Raw genomic sequence first — 24031 nt, 5'->3', positions numbered from 1 at the left:
GGGCTAATATTTCGCGGCTTCGCCCGGTTTGGGGGTTGACTCGCGGATGAAGCGGCGGAGGTTTTCATTGGCTGCTTCCAGGTCGGGTTTTCGCAGGTAGAGCATGTGGCCGCTGCGGTAGCCTTCCCAATGGAGGCGGTCTTTGAGTTTTCCACTGGGATCGAGTTGCCAGAGGCTGTATTTGGCGTTGAAGTAGTCGCAGGCCCCGTCATAATAGCCTGACTGGATGAGAAGATGCAGATATGGATTCTGGGCGATGGCCTGGCGCAGGTTTTCGCCGACGTGGTCATTTTGATTGTCCCAGGGGAATACAGGTCCGAACATGTTATACTTGAGGTCGGTGTGGTAGTGCAAGTCTTCCCGCAGATAGATGTTCATTGCCGGGGTAAAGGAGTGGAGCCAGGAAGTCAACTCTGCATTATAATCGGGTGATGCTCCTGCGTCCTGGCGGTCGATGCCCTTATACCGCGAATCCAGGCGGCCCACGGTGAACCCTTTGTCGCGTAGCAGCTCCTTCCAGAAGAAATGCGTGGGGATCTCCAGGTTACATTGCAGCACTGCTTTTTCGGAGAGCCCGGTATAGCGGGCGAGTTTTGCGGCCAGGGCCTGTCTTTTGGCGGAATCGATGAAGCCACCTTTGGCGAGGGCCGGGATCAGCTCGTTGACCGCGAAGTCTTCGACCTCGGGAAGATAGTCGGTGAGGTCTTTCTTTTGTAGATCGGGTGCGAGTGCTTTATGATACCAGGCTGTGGCCGCATAGTAAGGCACCAGCAGGGAGGTTTTGACGTATTCGCTGCGATCGATGCCCAACTCCGTGGGCGACACCAGGATGACCCCATTGAGGTACATCCATTGTGCATTTTGCAGTTCGAGCGCCAGGCCTGAAGCGCGGGTGGTGCCATAGCTTTCCCCGATGAGAAATTTTGGTGAAGCCCAGCGGTTCTTCCGCGAGACGAAGGTGGCGATCCATTCGGCGAGGTATTTGATGTCCTCGTTGACCCCGAAGAATTTGCTGCCGGGGATATCCTTGTTTACGGTGCGGGAGAAGCCGGTGTTGACGGGGTCTATATATACGATATCGGCGACATCCAGGATGGAATAGGGATTTTCTTTTACGCCGTAGGGTTGGATGGGATAGCCTTCCTCATCCAGGTTGAGGCGGCGGGGACCGGTGTACCCGATCTCCATCCAGACGGACGGTGTGCCGGGGCCGCCATTGAAGGAGATGACCAGCGGGCGGGAGTCGCGATTTGTTATGTCCGAGCGTTGGTAGTAGGTGTAGAAGACGCCGGCGATGGGTTTGCCGTCTTCGTCCCAGACAGGGATCGTCCCTGCTGTTGCTTCGTATGGGATGCGCTGACCCTTGATGGTGACTTCTGCGTGTGTAGTAACGGCGGAGTCGATGTTCAATATGCGGCTGCCGGGTACCGGCTTTTCGGCGGGGGCTGCCGTTTTGGGTTGGGCGCCGGTGGCGGGGGAAGCAGCACTGGGTTGAGCGATGGCGCGGGTGAAGAGACCGGCGGAGAGGAAGGCGATGAAGAGCAGGAGACGGTTCATGCAGTTAGATTTATTACTTGCCGAAAGTAACATTTTTTCGAAATTTGAAGTAACTTACGGTAGACGCAGTTTATTTGAATTGTTTGCTATGAATGAGGTCGATCTATCGGGTATTACACGTCGATTTGGTCGAACCGCCCGCAGGGATGCCTGGTGGGTGAAGCCATTGATTGTCTTCCTTTGTCTTTCTTCCTTTGTCATCTATGTCACCTGGGCTGCCTTCCAGGGGAAGAACTATGCGTACGGTCCCTATCTATCCCCCTTATATTCGCCAGAGCTCTTTGGGGACTCGCCGCACCGCTGGTTGGGCCCTAAGCCCGGCGGCTGGCCTTCTTTTCTGCCCTGGAGTCCGGCTTTATTGATCCTGTGGGCTCCAGGCCTTTTCCGGCTGACCTGCTATTATTATCGGGGGGCCTATTACAAAGCTTTTTTGGTGTCTCCTGCCGCCTGCAGCGTATCGGAGGGGCGGAGGCGTTATACCGGTGAAAGAGCCTTTCCGCTGGTGCTGCAGAATGTGCACCGCTATTTAATGTATATCGCATTGATCTTTCTCGTCATCCTCGCGCATGATGTCTGGACGGCGATGTGGTTCACCGATACCCGGACGGGGTCGTCTTCCTTCGGGATCGGTGTCGGGACGATGGTGCTGGCAGCCAATGTCGTGTTCCTGGCCGGCTACACGTTTGGATGTCATTCCCTGCGCCATTGGGTGGGTGGGATCAAGGACCGGCTATCCGGATCTCCTGTACAGAGACAGATATATCGATGTGCAGGCTGTTTTAACCGCAGGCATATGCTTTGGGCCTGGATGAGCTTGTTCTGGGTAGCGTTTACGGATATTTATGTCCGGCTGTGTGCGACGGGGGTATGGAGGGATTGGAGGATAATATGAGCATTAAAGAATATGGCGTTATACGATGTTGTCGACTATGATGTGCTGGTGATCGGCGCCGGAGGCGCCGGGTTGAGGGCGGCTGTGGAGGCCGCGGGGGCAGGCGTTTCCGTGGGGCTGATCTGCAAGTCGCTGCTGGGGAAGGCGCACACCGTGATGGCCGAAGGAGGGATAGCTGCTGCCCTGTCGAATGTGGATGAACGGGACAACTGGTGCGTTCATTTTACGGACACGATGCGTGGCGGGCAATACCTGAACAATTGGCGAATGGCGGAGATCCATGCCAAGGAAGCGCCAGACAGGGTGAAGGAACTGGAGGCCTGGGGAGCTTTGTTCGACCGCACCAGGGACGGACGGATACTGCAGCGGAATTTCGGCGGGCATAAATACCCGAGGCTGGCGCATGTTGGCGACAGGACGGGACTGGAGATGATAAGGACCCTGCAGGACCATGCCATTCATCAGAAGATCGGCGTGCACATGGAGTTTACTATTATCGGGTTGTTGAAAGAAGGTGCGGCGGGGGGCGTGGGTTTGTCAAATGACGGCGGGCGGGTAGTGGGGGCATTGGGATATGAGCGGGAGAAAGGTCGGTGGTTTGTTTTCCGTGCCAAGGCCATCGTCCTTGCGACGGGGGGTGTGGGAAGGGCATTCAAGATCACCAGCAACAGCTGGGAATATACCGGTGATGGCCAATCGTTGGCGTATCATGCAGGAGCTGACCTGATGGACATGGAATTTGTACAATTTCATCCTACCGGCATGGTGTGGCCTCCCAGTGTTCAGGGCATATTGGTGACGGAAGGAGTAAGGGGAGAGGGCGGGATACTGCTCAACAACGATAAACGGCGATTCATGTTCGACGATATCCCTGAGCTATACCGTAACCAAACGGCGGATAATGAAGAAGAGGGTTGGAAATATACCCAGGGGGACAGAGAGGCAAGGAGACCGCCCGAGCTATTGACGAGGGACCATGTGGCCCGGTGTATCGTCAGGGAAATAAAAGAAGGCAGGGGTAGCCCGCATAAGGGGGTCTATCTCGATATCTCCTGGATCAAGGACAAGATACCCCATGCGGCCGACCATATCCGAAAGAAGCTCCCCAGCATGTACCACCAATTCATGAAGCTGGCTGATATCGATATTACGAAGGAGCCGATGGAGGTAGGGCCGACGACGCATTATATTATGGGAGGGATCAGGGTAGATGCGGACAGTCAGATGTCGACCGTGCCCGGGTTGTTTGCTGCGGGAGAATGTGCGGCGGGATTGCATGGGGCCAATCGTCTTGGGGGCAATTCCTTATCGGACCTGCTGGTCTTCGGCAAGAGGGCGGGTGAGTATGCGGGTCAGTGGGCGAGAGAACATGGGCAGGGGGCTATTGACGACGCAGTGGTGGACTCGATGATGCGGCGTGCTTTGGAGCCTTTCGAACGGGTGCAGGGGGAGAACCCATACCAGGTGCAGTACGACTTGCAGGAGATGATGCAGGACCTCGTGGGGATCGTCCGGAAAGAGGAGGAATTGGCGGAGGCCGTCTTGCAGCTGGAGAAATTGAAGGAGCGGATGGGAAGGGTTGCAGTGCATGGCAACAGGGAATACAACAACGGATGGCATACCGCGCTCGACCTTTTCAACCTGCTGACGGTGTCAGAGGCCATCGCCCTTTCGGCCATCCGCCGGAAGGAGAGCAGGGGCGCGCATTTCAGGGAAGATTTTCCCAATAAGGACGATAAGAACGGCAAGTACAACCTGATCGTTCGAAAGGGGGCTGACGGGCAAATGCAGGTGGTTCAACAAGCGCTGGCTGAGATGAGGCCTGACCTGGTTAAGCTGATCGAAGAAATGAAATAAGCCATGGAGACAGTAACATTTCAAATATGGAGGGGAGGCCCGGCGCGCCGGGGCGGCCTGGCGGGTGGCGGGAAACTGGTGGATTATTCCATCCCGGTGTCGGAAGGAATGGTGGTCCTCGACGCAGTTCATAAGATACAGGCTGAGCAGGCGAATGACCTGGCAGTACGGTGGAATTGTAAAGCAGGCAAATGCGGAAGTTGCTCTGCGGAGATCAATGGGATACCCCGGCTCATGTGTATGACCAGGCTGAAGGATCTGCCGTTGGACAAGCCTGTTATAATACAGCCGATGAAGGCCTTTCCTCTTATCAGGGACCTGGTGACGGATGTGTCCTGGAATTTCAGGGTGAAGAAAACAATCAAGCCATTCCGGCCGAGGGCTGCGGATGCGGCGGACGGTACCTGGCGGATTGCGCAAAGTGATATCGACCGGGTACAGGAGTTCAGGAAATGCATCGAATGTTTCCTTTGCCAGGATGTCTGTCACGTTTTGCGAGAACACCATTTGCAGGATGAGTTTGCCGGTCCGCGGTTGCTCGTATATACTGCTGCGCTGGAAATGCACCCGTTGGATGTGGAGGACAGGCTGCAGGACCTGAAGCGCGCCCAGGGCATCGGCTTGTGCAATATAACCAAGTGTTGCACGACAGTTTGCCCGGAGGAGATCAGGATAACTGACAATGCGATCATACCCATGAAAGAAAGAGTGGCTGACCGCTACTATGATCCGTTGAAACGGCTGTTTCGGGCCCTGAGGGGACGCAAAAAAAATTAAAACTGTGTATTATGATCCAGCTTAAATCCATCTCGAGGGAAGGCATCCCGCTGGCGCTGCAAAAGGCGGAACGTTACCGCCTGCTGAATGAGCCCGACCTTGCGGAGAGCATTTGCAAGGATATATTGGCTATCGACCCGGATAACCAGCAGGCTGTTGTAACGCTGCTGCTTTCTATTACGGATCAGTTTGGGGAATATGCCTCCACCAATCTCCACAAGGCGCGCGAGCTCCTACAACTGATCGATAACGAATATGACCGCCATTATTACTCCGGCATTATTTGTGAGCGGGAGGGACTGGCGAATCTGAAACAGGGCAGGCCTGCGTCTTATGGGGCTGTATACGAATGGCTGACGGAGGCGATGGGCTTTTTCGAACAAGCAGAAGAGATACGTCCCGCGGGCAACGATGACTCCATTCTGCGATGGAATACCTGCGCCCGTTTGATCATGCAGTATCAACTAAAACCTGCTTATGAGCAGTACGGAGAACTTCCGCTGGAATGAGATGAGGTGACCGGCGGCTCACCGGGGGTATGAGACGGGGATGGGCGGTAGGGGTATGGGTGAAATGTTGTATCTTCAACATGAACACCTAAACGCACTTCACATGATGAAACTCCTGCTGTTTGTTTGCATGCTTTCCTTTTTTATGACCGTAGAGGCGCAAAAACGAATGGCGCCGGCGGCTGCGGCCGGAGGGCAGGCAGCGCTTGATGGGTATTTCAAGCCCCTTAAATGGCGGAATGTCGGGCCTTTCAGGGGTGGGCGTTCTGTTACCTCCTGTGGGGTGACGGGGAATCCGATGGTCTATTATATGGGAACGACGGGTGGGGGCGTATGGAAAACGGTGAATGCGGGATGGACCTGGGCCAATATTTCGGATGGGTTTTTTAAAACGGGGTCGGTAGGCGCCGTGGCGGTAGCGGAAAGCGACCCCAATGTGGTGTATGTGGGGATGGGTGAGCATGCGCCGCGCGGGGTGATGAGTTCGTATGGGGATGGGGTGTATAGAAGCGTGGACGCGGGCAAGACCTGGAAGAAGATGGGCCTCGATGCGACGATGCATATCTCCGCTATCCGCATTCATCCGCAAAATTCCGATATTGTCTATGTCGCCGCACAGGGCGCCATGTACGGAGCAACGGAAGACCGGGGGGTGTACCAGTCGACGGATGGAGGGGTAACCTGGAAGAAGATATTTTATGTCGATGAGAATACGGGTTGTGTCGATCTGAGCATGGATAAGAATAACCCCCGGGTGTTGTATGCGGCGATGTGGGATTACCGGCGGCTGCCCTGGCAGATGCGCAGCGGGGGCAAGGGCAGCGGGCTATATAAATCCATCGATGGCGGCCAGACCTGGACCCGGATGGAAAAGGGCTTGCCCAAGGAGATGGGGAAGATGGGGATCTCCGTCTCGGGCGCCAACTCCAATAAAGTATATGCGCTGATCGAAAGTTCGTCGGAAAAGGAAGAAGGAGGATTGTTCGCTTCCGATGATGCGGGCAAGAGCTGGACGCGTGTGAGCAAAGACCACCGGCTGGTGCAGCGCGCGTGGTATTATATAGAAGTCTTTGCCGACCCGCAGAATGAGAATGTCGTATATGTTTTGAACTCCCCCGGATTGAAGTCCATCGACGGCGGCAGAACGTGGTCGAATCTTGGCGGAACGCATGGGGATTATCACCAGTTGTGGATCAATCCGCATAATGATCGCAATATGATCATCTCCAATGACGGCGGAGCGGCCATTACTTTTGATGACGGAGCCACCTGGAGCACGCAAAATAACCAACCTACGGCACAGTTATACCGGGTGAATGCGGATAATTTGTTCCCGTATAATTTGTATGCCGGTCAGCAAGACAACACTTCGGTGATGATCGCGAGCCGCAATACGGCGGGTGGAAGCATTGGCGATAAGAACTGGTTCTATTCGGCGGGTGGCGAAAGCGCTTTTCTGGCGTTTGACCCTGACAGTCCCCGGTATATTATGGGGGGGAGTTACCAGGGTACGATAGAAATATTGGATAGGGTGAGCGGAGAAGGGAAGTCTATCATGGTCGCGCCGATACAATACCAGTCGCTGGCGCCGAAGGATATGAAATACCGGTTCAACTGGAATGCCCCGATCGTCTGCTCCCAATGGGAGCCGTATACCTTTTATCATGGCGGCAACCGGCTGTTCAAGACCGTCGATGGGGGCCGGCATTGGGAAGTTGTTTCGCCGGACCTTACGCGGCATGATACGGCGCATATGGGTATCAGCGGCGTACCGTATACCAACGAGGGTGCAGGCGGGGAGAATTATTGCACGCTGGCTTATGTGAAGGAATCACCGCAGGAGAAAGGGGTCATCTGGACGGGGAGCGATGACGGGGTCGTTTCTCTTACCAGGGATGGCGGCAAGACCTGGAGCAATGTTACCCCGCCGGGACTGGAAGAGTGCCTGGTGAACTGTATCGAGGTCTCGCCGCATGATAAGGCAACGGCCTATATCGCCACCACCCGGTATAAGTTCAACGACCTGGCGCCTGCCATTTATAAGACGACGGATTATGGGAAGAGTTGGAGAAAGATCTCTGCCGGCATTCCCTATGGCGCCTATACGCGTACGGTGCGGGAGGATGATGTAAGAAAAGACCTGTTGTATGCCGGGACGGAGACCGGTTTTTATATTTCTTATGACGGCGGGAATCAGTGGCAGCCGCTGCAATTGAATCTCCCGGTGACGCCGGTGACCGACCTGCTATTGCACAAGGGAAACCTGATAGCTTCCACCATGGGCCGGGGTTTTTGGATACTGGACGATCTGAATGTGCTGCGGGGTTATAATGCGGCTACTTCGCGGAATGATGTTCTTTTTTATCCACCGGGAGTGACTTACCGGGTGTCAGGGGGGAGCGAGCTCGATCGGGTGGTGAAGGATGAGGATGAGGAAGCTCCGAGGGCTGCCGTTGCGGGGACCAACCCTGCCACCGGGGTGGTACTTTATTACCAGTTGCCGTCGACTGCGGACACGTCAAAGAAGCTGACGTTGGCAATATTGAATGAGAGCGGGGACACGGTGCGGCAGTATTCAAGCAAAGAAGATGAGGGATTTGTTCATTTTCCGGGTGGTCCGTCGCCGGACCCTGTGTTGCCGTTGAAGGCCGGACTCAACCGGATGGTATGGGATATGCGTTATCCTACTTTGCCCGGGGTGCCAACGGTATTCATCGAGGGAGATTATGCAGGGCGGAAGGTAGCGCCGGGGCAGTACCAGGCCCGGTTGAAGTATGATACGATGGTAAGGACGGTGTCGTTCGTCGTATTAGGTGATCCGCGGATCAATGCTACCGCGGCCGATTATGCGGCGCAGCAGGAATGGATGGCTAAGACGGAGAAGGGGATCCGCGAAATTCATGAATCGGTGCTGCGGATCAGGAAGGTGAGAAGGCAGATGAATGAAGTGGTGGACCTATTGGGGGACCGGGCGGATATGAAGGATGTGGCGGATAGCGGGAAGAAGATCTCGGGGCGGCTATTGAAATGGGAGGAAGAGCTGGTGCAGAACAAGGCCCAGAGCAATGATGATATCATCAATTTTATCAATAAGCTGAGTGCTGATTATATCTTCCTCAAGGGGGAGATGGATGTGAATATCCCTTATGTCACCGACGGCCAGAAGGAGCGGTATGCCGAGCTGGATGCCCAGTGGCAGGTGCTCAAGGGGCAGATGAAGGCGTTGTTGGATAAGGAGGTGGCGGGCTTCAATGCGTTGTGCCGGGAGAGGAAGCTGGAGAAGGTGCTGGTGCCGGAGAAATAATGTGGGGGACCCCTTCGCCGGTTTAGCGGCGAAGGGAATCCAGGATGGGGAAATTAGGCTGTTGGTTGGCGCTGGTCAGAATCAGCTGGCTGCTGGTGAGGGTGCTGATATTGAATGCGAGGGCATAGGGCCACGGGGCAAAGGGACTGAGGACGAGCCTTTTTCCAGCGCTGTCATATGTATATCTGGCTGTGTCGTATTTGCCGCTGATGAATTGGATCAGCGTGTCGCCATAGTGGAAGTCCCAATAATCTGCGGGTTTGCCGACATAACGTAATGCTTCCCCGTTGAGGGAGACGACCTGCCATCTGTGTTGCAGCAGGGAGTCGGGGGGTGGGTTGGTGTTATGTTTTCTGCAGGCAGTGACGAGGCAACCTGCCGCCAGGGCGAGGATGAGGCTACGGGATAAGTGGCGCATATTTTTTCTTTTGCTTTTTTGACAATGAGAGAGGATCGAACGTTGCATGCGGGCATGAGCGCAAAAAGGTCGTTCCGATGAGCGGAACGACCTGGATCGCTAATGTCTGTCCTTTCGGACGAGCCGCCGGAGGCGGCTCATGAAAACGAAGGGGTTATTGAATTTAGTACGGAGCTATGAAGGTATAGGTTTTGCCGTCGGTGGTCCAGACTGCTTTGTAGTAATAGTAGCCGGTGCCGGGGCAGCTGGTGGGGTTGCCATTGGAGTCAAGGCCATAGGTGATGGTGGCAGTGACATCCGGGCGGATGGTCTCGGTTTGGCCACTGGTGAGCCGCCAGTCGCAGGACTGTTCGATGACCATAGGTTGAACGATGAGGGTTTCAAAGGAGTTGCCATAGCGAGTGGTGCCCCAGACAGCGACATCGGAGTTGGTGCCATCGGAATGAGTACCGGTGGTGGTGATAACAACGCCGTTGTTGTAGGTGAACACTCTTTGTTTTGCTACGCTCCAGGTACGGGTAGCACTGTCGGCGAATTCGATCGTCACGTTATTGGCCGAAATAGTGTGGGTGATGGTACCCAGGCTGGCCAGGTCGCGCAGCAATCCGCCGGTGACGTTGGTGAAGGTATAGGTTCCGTTGAGGGTGATAGTTTTGTGATCTCTCACGCGGGTGATCTTCAAGGTGTCGATGTTGACCGTAACGACAGCGCCCTTATCCCGCCAATGTGTGCCCACGGGGATAGAGATGATGATCTTGCCGGTGCGGATGCGATTGCCCCAGCAATTGGCGCCGTTGTAAGTGATGACGATCTGGCGAAGACCGTTGGCCGTATCTGTAGTAACGGTAGCATCACAAATGCCGTAGTCGATGATGAGGCCTGTCGATCCTCCGTCAGTGACGACGCCGCTCTTAGCATCGGTAGTACCTACGCCGTTGAAGGCTGCGCTGGCATTGAGGGAGTTGTTGACATCATTTTCGGCGGCGTTCATTTCAGTGGAGACCTGGCTTTCGTCATCCGCTGTTGTTTGTACCTGTGTAGTGCTGGTGTTACCAGTAGTGCCGTTGGTTCCATTGTTGGAATTGCTCTTGCTGCACGCGATGATCAGGCCGGCGGCCACGGCAACAGACGCCAGCGAGAAGAAAAATTTCGTTTTCATAATTTTTGTTTTTAACGATTTGTTGAAGGTCTGATGCGCGTCGATCGTAATGGTTTAACCCGGACGTATGAAAAATTTTCCTTTCATGGAATTTATTAAAGTGGGTTAAACCTTTTGTTTTTTGAAGGGTCTTAGCGTATCCCCCCCAAACATGCTATTGGAAAGTTTAAAGGCGAGGGTAATTTTATCCTCAAATACTTTCATTATGAAAAAGCACCTTCTTTTTAGTAGTCTGTTTATGCTGGTGACTGCGACTGGCTTCTCGCAGACTAAGGATTATAGGGTTGTATTCGACCTGACCAGCAGAGATAGTGTGAACCAGCAGGCCATCATCCGGGAGATCGGGCTTATCAAGGGGGCCAACCCGGATGCGAAATTGGAGGTAGTGATCTATGGGCAGGGGTTGGACATGGCGGTGAAGGGACGTTCGGGGCAGCAGGGGGCTGTTGAAAAGCTTATAGCCGACGATAAGGCCAGTTTTAAAGTGTGTGCGATGACGATGAAGCGGAACAATATCGACAAGGATCAATTGGTACCGGGTGTGGAAGTAGTTCCGGATGGGATCTATGAGATCATCTCGAAGCAGCGGGAAGGATGGGGTTATATAAAAGTTGCGCATTGATTGCGGTGGAGTGCCGATGGTAGCGAGGGATCTGTGCCTCCTGGCCCTCGGCGGGAATGATAAGGCGCGGGTCGTCGGCGGCCATGGGAGGAAGCCAGGTGTTGCCGATGCGTTGGCGCGTCCACCAGAGACCGGCGGAGTTGCCCGATCTTGCAAAGCTATAGCGATAGAGTACTGCCCGGATGTAACGTGGAGGCTTATCCGGGAAAGGGTTGCCGGCGAAAAGGCTGACAGCCCCGGGGTCGTTATTGAGGAGCTTGAAGATTAGGGTTAACGTCCATGGATATTCGTCGGGTGTCGACATAGCCGCGAACCACATTTGCCAGTCGAGACGCAGCTGGTAGGGGGCGACCTGTGGCGGCCGCTTGTCGAGGGCGACGGGCAGCCCTCTATAAGGATATTCTTTCCAGTTGGCACTGTCGTTGGGGATGTCGTCCATCGTCCCTTCGAATACGACATTGAACCGTTCTTGCCCTACAGAGCCGAAGGCGCCATAAGTATTTACGAGATCGAGGGGATTGTAGGAGGTGTTCATGATCTGTTGCGGCGACAGCATATTAACTACGGGTTCGACGCTCAGCAGGGCGATGATGACGGTGATGCCCCAGGCGATGGTGGTCATGGGCCGGGAAGGTTCGGCCTTGGCTTCGGCGGCTTCTGCGCGGCGAACGAGGGCGCGGGGAAGGAGCCTGGACCAGAAACCATCGTCGAAACAGGCGAGTGCGGGGATGATGGTGAGCCAATTCAGGAAGGACAGGTTGCCACTGAGGATGAGGATGAATTGGAGCCCGACGATGACGATGCCTGCGATGTGGCGGGCGGGGCGGGGCCAGAAAACAAAGAAGGGCGCTACTATTTCGGCCAGCCAATTATACCAGACGCCTATTCGCAGCACTATGCGGGGCAGAAAATGGAACCAACGGCTGAGCGGACCGGGCAGGGGCTGGGTCTCGAAATGATAATAGAGTGCTGTCCCGTTGCGCCAGACTTCGTCGCCGCGAAGCTTGATCAGTCCCGAGCCCAACATGATGCGGCAGATGAGCCAGCGAAAAAGCACAATGATGGGCAACGGCGGCGCGCGCCGGGGAAAGGGGCGCATGTCGAGCAGGGGGCAAAGGAAGATGGCAAGGAAGCCGGTCTCGAGAAGCTGGATCTCCCATCCATAGCCATACCAGTCCTGGCCTACATTGATGAAGGACATATACAGGAACCAGAGAACGAAGAGTGTCAGCGCATTGGCGAAGCCGGCCGCGACGACGCAGGATAAGAGGAACCCGACCCAGGCGGCAGTCAGGAGAGCCGTGTCGGAGTGGGTGAACCAGAAGATGGAGGGCAGCCGGAGGAAACCGCCCGTCGACCCGACTACGGCGGAGACGCGCCGTACGAAGATGCCTGCGGGAAGGAGGCCATTCGCGCCGATGAGGGGAATAACCTCGTTGATCGCCACGAGAAAGCCTATGGCATAGACCACCCCGAGCAGCCGGAGGATGAGGAAGCGAGTGAGCCAGTACGTTGGACCGGCGTCCTCTGAATTGCCGTTGGCGAGCGGGCTAAGCATGCCCTGTAAGTTACCAAATTCCCGGGGGTTAATCGAGGATGAATTTGTAACCGACAGAGAACGAAATGGGCAGCAAATGGTTGTTGAATGCTACGCCGTAATTGGTCTTCAGGTTGTTGATATAATTATCGACGTCATCCCCGCGGATGGGCACCCAAATCGCCAGGGAAATATAACCCTTATGCATAAAGAGGGAGCCGATGTCGAGGCCGCCGCCGACGGTAGGGCCATAGAAGAGCTTGTTGTACTGCGATGCATCCGAGACGGCGATTGCCGCATTGTAGCCATACATGGCCGCGAGGAAGGGCCTGACTTTGGAAACGCCTTCATTGGGCAGGAGGCGGAGCTTTACGCCCACATTGTAGCCGAAGCCTGCCAGGGCGTAGCCGCCGGCGGCGAAGAGGCCGATGTTCTTTTGCGGATAGACGGTGAGGTTGAGGCCCAGGCCGCCGTAGTCCTGACCGCCGCCTATACCGAGGGTGACTTTATCAGGGGAAAGATCGGGTACTGCGTTGCGGGACTGGGCATGGGAAATGGTGATGGAAAGAAAGGGCAAGAGAAGGACAGTGAGGAGTGTTTTATTCATACGGGGTGTTTTTTCAGGGTTGGGTCCGGAGGGTATTGCCGGACGGCTCCTGCAAGATGGGAAAAGCTTTTGTGGATGTGCGTTTAGCGGTTGTTAAAGAGATGTTGGGGAGATGTTAATGGAGCCGACGGGTAGATGGCGGATCCTTTTACCGCAGGCGTGGTAGATAGCATTGACGATGGCGGCTGCTGCGGGACCCTGGGCTGCTTCGCCGGCGCCGAAGGGTTGTTCTTGTGGGCGATCGATGACAGTGACTTCGAGTTCGGGAGCCTGGTCGATGTGCATGATGGGGTATGTAGTCCAGTCGCGGCTGGTGATGTGTTTTTCGTTGAATTTTACTTGTTCGAAAAGCGTCCAACTGGCGGATTGGACCATGCCGCCTTCGATCTGGTTTTTGAGGCCGTCGAGGTTGATGACTTCGCCGGCGTCGATGACGGCCCACATTTTTTGGACGCGGACATTGCCGGTTTTGGTGTCCACCGATACGCGGGCGGCTATGGCGCAGTAAGTTCCGGCGTTTTTGTAGCGGGAGAAGGCGATGCCGGTAGCGGTTTTGGTGTTGGCGGGGTGTTGGTCTGGTGTGGTGGAGTTGGCGGGGTGTTGGTTCGGGGTGGTGGAGTTTGTGGTAGCGGTTGCGGTGGTGGATGAGGGTGTAGATGTGCGTTGTTGTAGTTGGCGGAGGACGGCTTTGGCGCGGTCGTCGTCGAGGTTGAGTAACCGGAATTCATAGGGGTCTTTCCCGGCTGATGCGGCCAGTTCGTCCATGAATGATTCGATGGCGAAGAGGTTGGCATAGGCGCCGAGGCTCCGGAGGGAGGATGTGCGGAGCGGGCCATTAAAGAAATTGGCGTCTACCCGCTGGTTGGGAATGGCGTAATAGGGTTCGGCATTGCGGTGAGCCCCGCCGCTGAAGCCGGAGGGGCGTTGGGAAACCGGGTTTGCGATATAATGTGCGGCCAGCAGGTTGGCCGCCTGGCCGCCGGGGCGGGTACCATGGGTGTCCGACCATAGGGTATATTTCCAATGCGTGATGTTGCCTGATGGCTGCATGGCGGCTTCTAATTCCATAATCATGGCGCTGCCGTAGGGTTCCCAGGCGTGTTCGTCGTCCCGTGACCATTGTAAGTGGATATGCTTACCGGGCAGGGCCATCGCCAGCAAGGCGGCATCGGCGGCGACGTCGTCGGCACCGTTGTGGCCATAACAACCTGAGCCCGGGGTGCCTTTTATATGGATGTTTTCAGCAGGAAGGTGGAGGAAATCGGCCAGGGTCTCGCGTAGCGGGTATACTCCCTGGCTGTGTGTCCAGATCTCGAGTTTGTTGTTGTCATAGCGGGCGACGGCGCAGGAGGGGCCGATGGAGCCGTGCATGATATAAGGTTTGAAATAAGTGGCCTTTATGGTGGTGCCGTTTGGCAAGGTGGAGAGATCACCTTTTTCGGCGACCTTTTCGGGTTGCACCGGGAGGGTTTTTATATAGGTGGCAAGATCAGTGCCTTGCAGGTTTGGAAGAGGCGGGCCGGCCGACCACTTTGCGGCGGCGTGTGCGGCTTGTTGGGCGCGGATGGCATGGTATTCGTTGTCTGCTATGACGGCGAGGAAGCTGCCGCTCACTACTGTTTTCAGGAGACCGGGTGATTTGCTTTTAGCCGCCTGTTCATCGAAATGGAGCAGTTGCGCGCCATATCCCGGTGGGCGGACGACGCGGCCGTGCAGCATACCGGGGAAGGTGAGGTCTTGCACATATACCGGTTGGCCATAGACGATGCGGATGTTGTCTTCGCGCGGAACGGCTTTGCCTACCAGTTGGTGTTGCTCTTTGGGTTTGAGGGTGACGGGCATGCGGACCTCATCGGTGATCTGGCGGCCGTCCAGCAATTGGGCGAGGCTGATGGTGTGGCCGCCGTCCGTCGTGCTGACCTTGCCTTGTGTGAAGACAAGCCCGGTGGCAGGGACGCCCCATTTTTCGGCAGCCAACAGGAGTAAACGTTGTTTTGCGGCGGCGGCGGCGTAGCGGATGGCCACTGCGCTCATTTCAATGGAGTTGCTGCCTGCGGTGTAACCTTCATCGGGGGTGACGCCGGTTTCCGCCATGGTGACTTCTACCTGTGACATGTCGAGGTTCAGTTCTTCCGCGGCCATCTGGGCTACGGCCGTGCGGATGCCCTGGCCAAGTTCGATCTTACCGGTGAGGACGCGTACGCGGCCGTCGGCGAGGATCTCAAGCCAGGCGTTGATGTGGGGGTTCTCGCGGAGGTCGCCGGGGAGGGATTGTGAGGGGCTGGGCCAGGTGAAGGAGGGTCCACCCAGGCAGAAACCGATGGTAAGGCAACCGGCTGTTTTGATAAAATTCCTTCTACTTTGACGCATAGTTCGTGGAGTTGATAGATACGTCGATGGAAGAAGCAAAAAGTTACCTTGTACGAAGGTAATTCATTATATTTTTATAGAGTAAATGCCAATCGATATGATAACAAAGATTTCTGTATTATTCCTGGGGATACTTTTTGTTGGTTGCCATGATCGATCTAATCAGAACAACGACCGTATCCTTCACATCAATCACATTGTGGACCTGACACACACGTTGACCCCTGATTTCCCGTATATACCGGTGAAAAACATGACCTATCCCTTTCAGCTTATTCCCATGGCTACACTCAAGGAAAATGGTGTCGCAGCCAACTCATGGAAAATACACGAACATTTAGGTACACATACCGATGCGCCAAATCACTTTATCGAGAATCAAAAATCGCTTGATCAAATTGCCTTGGAAGACCTGATCGTTCCGGTGGTAGTGATCGACATTTCAGATAAAGCATCGAAGAACAGAGATGCGGAACTGACTGTTGATGACATTAAAACATTTGAATCGCAGTACGGCAAAATACCGGATCATTCCTGTGTAATGATGTATTCAGGGTGGGAGGCTCATTTGAAAGACCCGATGTTCGTTGGACTGGACAGTCAACAAGTAAAACATTATCCCGGATTTTCGAGTGCGGCCATTCAATTTTTATTAACGCAAAGAAGTATTGCAGGAATTGGGGTGGACGATCTGTCGATCGACCCTGGCATCGATGAAAAATATACCGGGCATAAAATGCTTTTTGCGGCCGGGAAATGGGCTGTGGAATGTGTGGCAAATCTTTCCAACATCCCGAAAACGGGAGCAACAATCATAGTAGGCGCGCCCAAGGTAGGAAAAGCAACCGGTGGGTTTTCAAGAATCATCGCGGTTTGGTAATATGGCCGATGACGGGGCGGGTGGCGGGGTCGTGGGTGGAAAGGAGGACGATGGGGCGGGTGGCGGCGAACGGGCCATTGATTGAAATGCATGCGGAAGGGATTGAATCTGCTTGGTGAAGTTCTGGCGGCAATGGATATTGGCAGCTAAAACAGCTATATGAGCTATATGATCAACCGCTATTTATTTGTTGTGTTCTTTGTTTCGGCACTGATGGATGCTGCCGGGCAGCCTGTCAAGCCGGAGCTGTTTGCGCCGGGGATCATTTCCGGTGCGGTGCATGACGCTGCGCCTGCCTTTAGTCCGGATGGGAAAACGGTGTATTTTCATCGAAGCGGTCCGGCCTTGTCCGCTGTCATCCTTGTCTCGCGATTGCGCAACGGGGTGTGGTCTGCACCGGATATCGCTTCCTTTTCCGGCAGTTGGCAGGATATCGAACCGGCAATGGCCCCTGACGGATCTTATTTGATATTTTCTTCCAATCGCCCTGTCGTCCCGGGTGGAAAGCGCCTGGATGGTGTCTGGAATGGAAAGGTGTGGCCCACCGGGGGAGGGAACCTTTGGCGGGTAGATCGTAAGGGTGAGGGTTGGGGTGAGCCCTACCGGCTTCCCGATATGATCAACCGCGACGCTTCCGTGTTCAGCCCGGCCATCACGGGAGACGGTACGCTTTACTTTATGCGACCGGTTGGGGACAGCGGGAAGTTCCATCTTTATCGCAGTGCGTATCGTGATGGGAGCTATGAGCAGCCCGTTGCGGCGCCGTTCAGTTCGGCTGATACGGTGGGCGATGTAGATCCGGCGGTGGCGCCGGATGAGTCCTTCCTGGTGTTCAGCAGCCGGCGACCGCCCGCGACACAAAACGAGCTCTTTATTGTTTTCCGCAATGGTGCGGTTTGGGGTGTGCCCCGTTCGCTTGGAGTGGAAGTGAACCGGAGCGTCGGCAATATTGAAGCCCGGCTTAGTCCCGACCACCGGCGTTTGTATTTTTCCAGCACCTGGGTACCGAAAACCGACGACCCTGGTGAAGCCGGGAGTAAGCGGCGGGCTATGGCTTGCAGCGAATGGGAAACGGGGATGCTCAATATCTGGTGGGTGCCGCTGGACAAGTGGCTGGAGGAAAGGGAGAAGGGGTGAATGAGGGCCGGGAGGACACGGCTTGGCTTGTTGGGCGGTTGATTGAATTTTATAATTATTCCGCTACCTTTGTGGCTCTGTTCACGGATGCAGCCGACTGAGACGATACATCAATTCTATGCCCGGCTTCGGAAGACCGAGGCGCAGGGTCTCCCGCTGAACAATGCGGGATCGGGGCATTTCAATGTGTTTCCGCGCGATACCTGTTACCGGACGACGCCGTATGGCCGGCGGGATTTTTACAAGGTGTCGCTTGTCCTGGGGACGGGGAGGCTGCATTATGCCGACAAGACGATCGAGATGGACAGGCCCGCCCTGCTTTTTTCCAACCCGGTGGTGCCCTATTCCTGGGAAGCGGTTTCGACAGAGCAGAAAGGTTGGTACTGCCTTTTTACCGATGCGTTCGTCCACCCGGTGGAGCGGAAGGAAACCCTGCAGGATTCGCCGCTTTTCCAAATGGGCGGGATGCCGGTGTTCTTCCTGGACGAGCGCCAACAGGAAGAAGTGTCCTATCTCTTCCGGAAGATGATGGAGGAAATGGCCTCCGAGTATTCCCACAAATTCGACCTGCTGCGGAATTACCTGCACCTGCTGATCCACCAGGCGATGAAGCTGCGACCGGCAGAGGAAGTCGAGCGACCGGCCGGGGCGGCGGCCCGGATCACCCAGCAATTCCTCGAGCTGCTGGAGCGGCAGTTCCCGATCGATACCGAGGAGACGGAGCTGCAGTTGAAGACGGCCAATGATTTTGCCGAAAAGCTGTCCGTGCATGTAAACCACCTCAACCGGGCCCTGAAGGAGGTGACGGGTAAGACGACCACCGAACATATCTCCGCCCGGGTGGTGAAGGAAGCGACGGCCCTGTTGCGACATTCGGACTGGAATATCGCCCAGATCGCTTATGGACTTGGCTTTGAATATCCTGCTTATTTTAATATATTTTTTAAGAAGCATACGGGGCTAACGCCCCTGCAGGCGAGGAATGCCATTGTTTGATTTTTATAATGATCCGTTTGGATACTGAAACGACGGAGCGGAAGGGCCGGGGTAGCTTTGTGGCATGAAACGGCATCAATCTATTGCGAATTTTCTTGCGTTGGCGTTGCTTCCCCTTTCGGGATTTGCTACGGATATTTATGTTCCCGCCTTGCCCAGGATGGCGGAATCGCTTCATGTGAGTGGTTTGCAAATACAAGTTACTATTACACTTTACCTGGTGAGTTATGGGATCAGTCAATTGTTTATCGGCAGCGTGCTGGACAGTCTTGGCCGCTACCGGATCGGTCTGGCCTCGCTGATGCTCTTCTCGCTGGCGAGTCTTGTCATCGCGCTTACGCATTCCCTTTCTGTCATCTATGCCATGCGGATCGTCCAGGGGGTGACCGTGGGAGCGGTGATCGCGGGGAAGCGGGCCTATTTTGTGGACCTGTTCACCGGTGACCGGTTGAAACATTACCTCAGCCTTTTCTCTATCATCTGGTCGACGGGCCCCATCGTCGCGCCTTTTGTCGGCGGCTGGTTGCAAACGGCGTTTGGGTGGGAGATGAATTTTTATCTGCTAGCCGTTGTCGGAGCGGGGTTTACGATCGCGGAATTGTTATTTAGCGGCGAGACGCTACCCAACCCCACGCCTTTCCGGTTGGGACAGGTGGTGAATGTGTATGCGGGGATGCTCCGGACGAGCGAATTTATCCTGGGCATCGTGCTGCTTGGGCTTTCATATTCCATGGTGATGGTGTACAATATGACCGGGCCGTTTGTTATCGAACATCACCTGCAGCTGAGCGTGGTGACGGCGGGCTATTGTTCGCTGATCATGGGTTTTGCCTGGATGGTGGGTGGCTTTATCAGCAAGGCGACGATCGGGTTGCCTTTCTTCCGGAAATTGCTGGTGAATAATACCATACAGATGGTGCTGGTGCTTGTGATGCTGGTGTGTGTCCGCCAGGTGGAGACGCTTTCTTCCCTGGTGATCTTTGCTTTTCTTATCCATGTGTGCGCGGGCTATACCTTTAACAATTACATGACCTTCTGTCTGACACGATTTCCGCATAATGCGGGTGTTGCCAGCGGGCTTACGGGCGGGGTTACGTTTTTGATCGTCAGCAGCCTGAGCTATGGCATCGTCAACTTCTTCCCTGCGAAGGATGCGCTCAACCTGGGATATAGCTACCTGGTGTTTATCCTGCTGACGGCGCTGGTGATATTCTTTGCTTTCCGGGGGATGGTGAGCAGGCGGAAGCCTGCGGGAGCGGCGGCTTAAGGGAGCGTTTGGAGTTGCCGGAGTCTTGTTGCGGCGCCGGGGTCGTGGGTGGGAAGGAGGACGAGAGGATGATGGCGGGCGAATGCTTTTATTGCAGCATAGGTTTGTCTGGCCGACCGGCGGCTTGCGAGTCCGGCGGGATATTTTTCCTGTAGTAATTGATCCTGGGAGATGCAGCTGTCGCCGGCGAAGAAGATGCTGGCCTGGTCGGCGTGTAATAACACCGAGCAGTGACCCGGGGTATGACCGGGGGTATGGATGAGCGCGAGGTCTTCGGCTGCGGTGAGGGCGCGGGTTTTTTTGAAAGGGCCGAGTGGCGTATCGAGCGTGATGAGGGTAGGCTTGAACCAGGGTGGATAGAGTTTTGGTAATGCGCCGTAGGGATGCCGGGCTTCCGCTTCGCCCGCGAGGATGGGGGTTGTTGGGAAATGAGCCAGGCCGCCGACGTGATCGAAGTGCAGGTGGGTGAGGATGACGGCTTTGATGTCTGCTATCGGGATGTCGAGTGCGGCGAGTTGCTGATGGACGACTTCTTCGGAGTCAATAGCATACCGGTATTGGGTGGTATCAAACCAGTTGACGAGGAAGCCCGAGGATCGGAAGTAGCCGGGACGCATGACTGCCGGGTCCATGCCGGTGTCGACGAGGTAAGTGCCTTCGGGATGTTGGATGACCATCACCCAAATGGGTAGCCAGCCGGTGAAATGACTGTCGATGATTGCGGCTAATGCAGACAGCCGGTTGCGGGATTCATGGAATTTTATTTTTTCGGCGATGGCGCCTGCAGAGAAGAGATGGACGCGAACTGCCCGGCCCTGCGAGGTGAGGTCGATGGTTATGGGATCGAAATGAGTGGACACCGGATGGTTATTTGGTGTAACTTATGGAAATTTTATAACTAATTTTATGAGAATCCCCAACCTTTTCCTTGCTTGTGCCTTCCTTGGCATGCCCCTGGCCTCTATGGCTATCAACACCAGGGACACCCGGATGCTATCGCAGCCGGCTATCAGTGCAGATCATATCGCTTTCATCTATGCGCAGGACCTTTGGGTTGCCAATACGGATGGTTCGCAGCCCCGGCGGTTGACCGTCAGTGAAGGGGTCGAGTCGAGCCCGGTGTTCTCACCTGATGGAAAGCTTATCGCTTTCAGCGGGCAGTATGACGGGAATGTAGACGTATTCGTTATCCCCGTGGAAGGTGGTGTTCCGAAGCGGCTTACGTATCATCCCGGTGCGGATATTGTGCGGGGATTTACCCCGGATGGGAAGTCGGTGCTGTTTGCTTCGCAACGGAGCAGCTTCACCAACCGGTATCTGCAATTATTTACCGTTCCGGTGACTGGTGGACCGGAGACGGAACTCGAGATACCCAATGCTTTTTACGCGGCCTATTCGCCTGACGGCAGCCGGATGGCCTATACGCCCATTCCCGATGCTTTCCGCCAATGGAAGCACTACCGTGGGGGCTCGATTACGCATATCCAGCTCTTTTCCTTTGGCGACATGTCTCTTGAAAAGATACCGCAACCGGCAGGGGGCTGCAATGATGCTTCGCCGGTGTGGATAGGGAATACCGTCTATTTCCGCAGTGACCGGGATGGGGAGTTCAATGTGTATGCGTATGATCTTGCCACAAAGCAGGTGCGGGCGTTGACGAGCTTTACCGATTTCCCGGTGCTGAACCTGGCGGGGAGGGATGGAAAACTGGTGTTCGAGCAGGCCGGCTATTTACACGTAATCGATCTGAGCGGGGGGCAGGCTTCTGCCGAGAAAAGATTGGTGATCGGGATTGCGGCCGATCTGTTGGAGCTGCGGTCCCGCTATGTCAGCGGGTTTAATTATATCCGCAGCGGAGATATTTCGCCTTCCGGGGCACGGCTGGTGGTCGATTTCCGCGGAGATATCGTCACGCTGCCGGCTGATAAGGGTGATGCGCGCAACCTGACACATACGACGGCTATCCATGAGACCTCACCGGCCTGGTCGACCGATGGGAAGTCCATTGCCTATTTTTCAGATGCCTCGGGTGAGAATGTCCTCTGCATCCAGCCTGAGAATGGGAAGGGTGCGGTGAGGACGATCCCGCTGAAAGGGGCCGGATTCTATGATCATCTGCGCTGGTCGCCTGACAGCAAGAAACTTTCTTTTACGGATAATTCGCGAACACTTTATGTCCTGGATGTCGCCAGCGGCGAAATGCGCAAGGTGGATTCCGACGAGCTTTACGGGCCCGGCGCTTTCCGGGAGATGGCGAGCGACTGGTCTTATGATTCCCGCTGGCTGGCGTATACGAAGGTGACCGGCACACAGTTCAAGCGGATCTATCTCTATTCGTTGACGGAAGGGAAATCCTATCCGCTGACCGATGGGCTCAGTGATGTCGAAGAGCCGAAATTCGATGCGAAGGGAAAATATGTATACTTCTTTGCTTCTACGGATGCTGGTCCTGTTCTCAACTGGTTCGACCAGTCCAGCATCGATATGCGCCAGACCAAGGCTATCTACCTTGTGACGCTGCAGAAGGAAACGATTTCGCCGTTTGCGAAAGAGAATGATGAAGAGATAAAAGATACGGCGACAGAAAAGAAGCGGGAACAATTGCGGATCGATTGGGAGGGTATCCAGGACAGGATCATCGATCTGCCCGTCAAGGTGGCGGATATGGAGCAACTTGGTGTTGGGAAGAATGATGTCTTATATTATATCGTTCGCGGCGCGGATGGCCAGGGTGGCGGCACTCTTCATAAATATGACCTGAAGAAGCGTAGTGACCAGGAGGTGATGGAGGTTGGTGGTTATAAGCTTTCTGCGGATGGAAAGAAAATGCTGCTGGTGAAGGGGGAGACGATCTGGGTGGTCGACGCGGGCGAGAAGCCTGGTCCGGGCAAAAACCCTGTGGCGGTCGATATCCAGGTTAAGGTGGACCCTGCGGCGGAATGGGCCGAGATCTTCGACGAGGCCTGGCGTGTCAACCGGGACTATTTCTATGATCCCAATATGCATGGGGTGGATTGGGCCGCGGTGAAGAAGAAATATACGGCGTTTCTGCCTGATCTTGCATGTCGGGATGATTTGAACCAGCTGATCCAGTGGATGGGGAGCGAACTGTCTATCGGGCATCATTTTATCCTGAGCGGTGGCGATCATCCTTTTGTGGCGAAGTTTGTCAATGGGGGTCTGCTTGGTGCAGATTATGAGGCTTCGAATGGCCGCTGGCGGATCAAGAAGATCTATGGGGGGTTGAATTGGAATCCCAGTCTGCGTTCGCCGCTGACCGAGCCGGGGGTCAATGCCCAGGTGGGCGACTATATCCTTACCGTCAACGGGCAGGACGTGAAGGCGGAGGATAATTTCTACCGGTTCTTCGAGAATACGGCCGGCAAGATCGTGGAGCTAACGATCGGGCCTAATGCCGATGGCAGCGGGTCGAGGGTGGTGAAGGTGGTGCCGGTGCCCAATGAATTTGCGCTGCGCAACCGCGACTGGGTCGAAGGCAACCTGAAGAAGGTGGAAGCGGCCACTGGCGGCAAGGTAGCTTATGTCTATGTGCCTAATACTGCCCAGGCGGGGCATGATTATTTCAAACGTTATTTCTTCCCGCAGGCCGACCGGCAGGCGATAATTGTAGATGAGCGCTTCAACGGTGGCGGCGACCTGGCCGACTATTATATTACGCTGTTGACGCGGCCTTATCAGTCGCACTGGCATACCCGGTATGGTCACGATTTCAAGTCGCCTTTTGCGTCTATCGACGGGCCGAAGGTGATGATCATTGATGAGACGGCGGGTTCGGGTGGGGACATGCTGCCGTGGATGTTTCATAAGTTCGGGCTGGGGACGATCGTAGGCAAGCGCACCTGGGGTGGATTGGTGGGTATTCTGGGGTACCCGATATTGCTGGATGGCGGAATGGTGACTGCGCCGAATGTTGGTATCTGGACGAAGGATGGGTTTGTGGTGGAGAATGTGGGGGTTTCGCCGGATATCGAGGTGGAGCAGACGCCGGCCGATGTGATCAAGGGGCGTGATCCGCAGCTGGAGAAGGCTATCCAGGTGGTGATGCAGCAATTGGCTGAGCATCCGCAGACGGAGCCGGTGCGGCCGCCCATGCCGGTAGTTGGAACGTCCAAATGAGGCGA

General features: G+C 55.3%; 18 protein-coding genes. 11 read left to right on the top strand and 7 right to left on the bottom strand.

Annotated elements, in window-relative coordinates; genetic code table 11:
• Positions 1-3 precede the first annotated feature (3 nt).
• Entirely contained in the window at positions 4-1557 is a 1554-nt protein-coding gene (locus IEY39_RS24155) for a S10 family peptidase (protein ID WP_188936524.1), read from the bottom strand.
• 88 nt (positions 1558-1645) lie between these two features.
• On the opposite strand from IEY39_RS24155, the gene sdhC reads away from it, so the two are divergent.
• The 5 genes from sdhC to IEY39_RS24130 all read left to right on the top strand — a co-directional run bounded on the left by sdhC (position 1646) and on the right by IEY39_RS24130 (position 8896).
• Complete coding sequence (gene sdhC / locus IEY39_RS24150) at positions 1646-2449, top strand: succinate dehydrogenase subunit SdhC (protein WP_188936523.1); 804 nt, start codon at positions 1646-1648, stop codon at positions 2447-2449.
• A 12-nt stretch (positions 2450-2461) separates the two neighbouring features.
• Positions 2462-4306 carry a fumarate reductase/succinate dehydrogenase flavoprotein subunit gene (locus IEY39_RS24145; protein WP_188936522.1) on the top strand — a complete coding sequence of 615 codons (1845 nt, stop codon included), beginning with the start codon at positions 2462-2464 and terminating at the stop codon, positions 4304-4306.
• Between the two features lie 3 nt (positions 4307-4309).
• Positions 4310-5083: a succinate dehydrogenase/fumarate reductase iron-sulfur subunit gene (locus IEY39_RS24140; protein ID WP_188936521.1), complete on the top strand. Its 774-nt coding sequence runs from the start codon at positions 4310-4312 to the stop codon at positions 5081-5083.
• Positions 5084-5094: 11 nt separating this feature from the next.
• On the top strand, positions 5095-5592 hold the full coding sequence (locus IEY39_RS24135; RefSeq protein ID WP_188936520.1) for a hypothetical protein: 498 nt from the start codon (positions 5095-5097) through the stop codon (positions 5590-5592).
• Positions 5593-5695: 103 nt separating this feature from the next.
• Positions 5696-8896, top strand: a complete 3201-nt coding sequence (locus IEY39_RS24130) for a WD40/YVTN/BNR-like repeat-containing protein (RefSeq protein ID WP_188936519.1) — start codon at positions 5696-5698, stop codon at positions 8894-8896.
• 22 nt (positions 8897-8918) lie between these two features.
• Here the strand turns inward: IEY39_RS24130 and IEY39_RS24125 are convergent, their stop codons facing one another.
• Together IEY39_RS24125 and IEY39_RS24120 are read right to left on the bottom strand one after the other, a co-directional pair.
• The gene (locus IEY39_RS24125) at positions 8919-9314 is read right to left on the bottom strand and encodes a hypothetical protein (RefSeq protein WP_188936517.1); all 396 of its coding nucleotides are present in this window, start codon (positions 9312-9314) and stop codon (positions 8919-8921) included.
• Between the two features lie 163 nt (positions 9315-9477).
• Positions 9478-10473 carry a hypothetical protein gene (locus IEY39_RS24120; RefSeq protein ID WP_188936516.1) on the bottom strand — a complete coding sequence of 332 codons (996 nt, stop codon included), beginning with the start codon at positions 10471-10473 and terminating at the stop codon, positions 9478-9480.
• Positions 10474-10678: 205 nt separating this feature from the next.
• On the opposite strand from IEY39_RS24120, the gene IEY39_RS24115 reads away from it, so the two are divergent.
• Positions 10679-11095, top strand: a complete 417-nt coding sequence (locus IEY39_RS24115) for a DsrE family protein (RefSeq protein ID WP_188936514.1) — start codon at positions 10679-10681, stop codon at positions 11093-11095.
• On the opposite strand, the gene IEY39_RS24110 is transcribed toward IEY39_RS24115, so the two are convergent.
• From IEY39_RS24110 to IEY39_RS24100, 3 genes are all read right to left on the bottom strand, one after another.
• Positions 11046-12653, bottom strand: a complete 1608-nt coding sequence (locus IEY39_RS24110; RefSeq protein WP_188936513.1) for a lipase maturation factor family protein — start codon at positions 12651-12653, stop codon at positions 11046-11048. The genes IEY39_RS24115 and IEY39_RS24110 overlap by 50 nt on opposite strands.
• Before the next feature lie 28 nt (positions 12654-12681).
• Positions 12682-13239, bottom strand: a complete 558-nt coding sequence (locus IEY39_RS24105) for a hypothetical protein (protein ID WP_188936512.1) — start codon at positions 13237-13239, stop codon at positions 12682-12684.
• A 93-nt stretch (positions 13240-13332) separates the two neighbouring features.
• Positions 13333-15609: a xanthine dehydrogenase family protein molybdopterin-binding subunit gene (locus IEY39_RS24100; RefSeq protein WP_188936511.1), complete on the bottom strand. Its 2277-nt coding sequence runs from the start codon at positions 15607-15609 to the stop codon at positions 13333-13335.
• Positions 15610-15706: 97 nt separating this feature from the next.
• On the opposite strand from IEY39_RS24100, the gene IEY39_RS24095 reads away from it, so the two are divergent.
• From IEY39_RS24095 to IEY39_RS24080, 4 genes are all read left to right on the top strand, one after another.
• Positions 15707-16489 carry a cyclase family protein gene (locus IEY39_RS24095; protein WP_188936510.1) on the top strand — a complete coding sequence of 261 codons (783 nt, stop codon included), beginning with the start codon at positions 15707-15709 and terminating at the stop codon, positions 16487-16489.
• 159 nt (positions 16490-16648) lie between these two features.
• The gene (locus tag IEY39_RS24090) at positions 16649-17626 is read left to right on the top strand and encodes a PD40 domain-containing protein (protein ID WP_188936509.1); all 978 of its coding nucleotides are present in this window, start codon (positions 16649-16651) and stop codon (positions 17624-17626) included.
• Between the two features lie 69 nt (positions 17627-17695).
• Positions 17696-18622, top strand: coding sequence for a helix-turn-helix domain-containing protein (locus IEY39_RS24085; protein WP_229689069.1), 927 nt, complete (start codon positions 17696-17698; stop codon positions 18620-18622).
• 64 nt (positions 18623-18686) lie between these two features.
• The gene (locus IEY39_RS24080) at positions 18687-19889 is read left to right on the top strand and encodes an MFS transporter (RefSeq protein ID WP_188936507.1); all 1203 of its coding nucleotides are present in this window, start codon (positions 18687-18689) and stop codon (positions 19887-19889) included.
• On the opposite strand, the gene IEY39_RS24075 is transcribed toward IEY39_RS24080, so the two are convergent.
• On the bottom strand, positions 19886-20749 hold the full coding sequence (locus tag IEY39_RS24075) for an N-acyl homoserine lactonase family protein (protein ID WP_188936505.1): 864 nt from the start codon (positions 20747-20749) through the stop codon (positions 19886-19888). The two genes, IEY39_RS24080 and IEY39_RS24075, sit on opposite strands and share 4 nt — an antisense overlap.
• Positions 20750-20795: 46 nt before the next feature.
• On the opposite strand from IEY39_RS24075, the gene IEY39_RS24070 reads away from it, so the two are divergent.
• On the top strand, positions 20796-24026 hold the full coding sequence (locus IEY39_RS24070; protein WP_188936503.1) for a S41 family peptidase: 3231 nt from the start codon (positions 20796-20798) through the stop codon (positions 24024-24026).
• Positions 24027-24031: the final 5 nt, after the last annotated feature.

Origin of the sequence: Puia dinghuensis, assembly GCF_014642875.1 — a bacterium.
Classification (GTDB): Bacteria; Bacteroidota; Bacteroidia; order Chitinophagales; family Chitinophagaceae; genus Puia; species Puia dinghuensis.
This window is presented reverse-complemented; position numbering and strand designations above follow the sequence as displayed.

Coding starts and splice junctions, on each gene's coding strand:
- IEY39_RS24155 (WP_188936524.1), bottom strand. CDS start 1,557: ATGAACCGTCTCCTGCTCTTCATCGCCTTCCTCTCCGCCGGTCTCTTC.
- sdhC (WP_188936523.1), top strand. CDS start 1,646: ATGAATGAGGTCGATCTATCGGGTATTACACGTCGATTTGGTCGAACC.
- IEY39_RS24145 (WP_188936522.1), top strand. CDS start 2,462: ATGGCGTTATACGATGTTGTCGACTATGATGTGCTGGTGATCGGCGCC.
- IEY39_RS24140 (WP_188936521.1), top strand. CDS start 4,310: ATGGAGACAGTAACATTTCAAATATGGAGGGGAGGCCCGGCGCGCCGG.
- IEY39_RS24135 (WP_188936520.1), top strand. CDS start 5,095: ATGATCCAGCTTAAATCCATCTCGAGGGAAGGCATCCCGCTGGCGCTG.
- IEY39_RS24130 (WP_188936519.1), top strand. CDS start 5,696: ATGATGAAACTCCTGCTGTTTGTTTGCATGCTTTCCTTTTTTATGACC.
- IEY39_RS24125 (WP_188936517.1), bottom strand. CDS start 9,314: ATGCGCCACTTATCCCGTAGCCTCATCCTCGCCCTGGCGGCAGGTTGC.
- IEY39_RS24120 (WP_188936516.1), bottom strand. CDS start 10,473: ATGAAAACGAAATTTTTCTTCTCGCTGGCGTCTGTTGCCGTGGCCGCC.
- IEY39_RS24115 (WP_188936514.1), top strand. CDS start 10,679: ATGAAAAAGCACCTTCTTTTTAGTAGTCTGTTTATGCTGGTGACTGCG.
- IEY39_RS24110 (WP_188936513.1), bottom strand. CDS start 12,653: ATGCTTAGCCCGCTCGCCAACGGCAATTCAGAGGACGCCGGTCCAACG.
- IEY39_RS24105 (WP_188936512.1), bottom strand. CDS start 13,239: ATGAATAAAACACTCCTCACTGTCCTTCTCTTGCCCTTTCTTTCCATC.
- IEY39_RS24100 (WP_188936511.1), bottom strand. CDS start 15,609: ATGCGTCAAAGTAGAAGGAATTTTATCAAAACAGCCGGTTGCCTTACC.
- IEY39_RS24095 (WP_188936510.1), top strand. CDS start 15,707: ATGATAACAAAGATTTCTGTATTATTCCTGGGGATACTTTTTGTTGGT.
- IEY39_RS24090 (WP_188936509.1), top strand. CDS start 16,649: ATGAGCTATATGATCAACCGCTATTTATTTGTTGTGTTCTTTGTTTCG.
- IEY39_RS24080 (WP_188936507.1), top strand. CDS start 18,687: ATGAAACGGCATCAATCTATTGCGAATTTTCTTGCGTTGGCGTTGCTT.
- IEY39_RS24070 (WP_188936503.1), top strand. CDS start 20,796: ATGAGAATCCCCAACCTTTTCCTTGCTTGTGCCTTCCTTGGCATGCCC.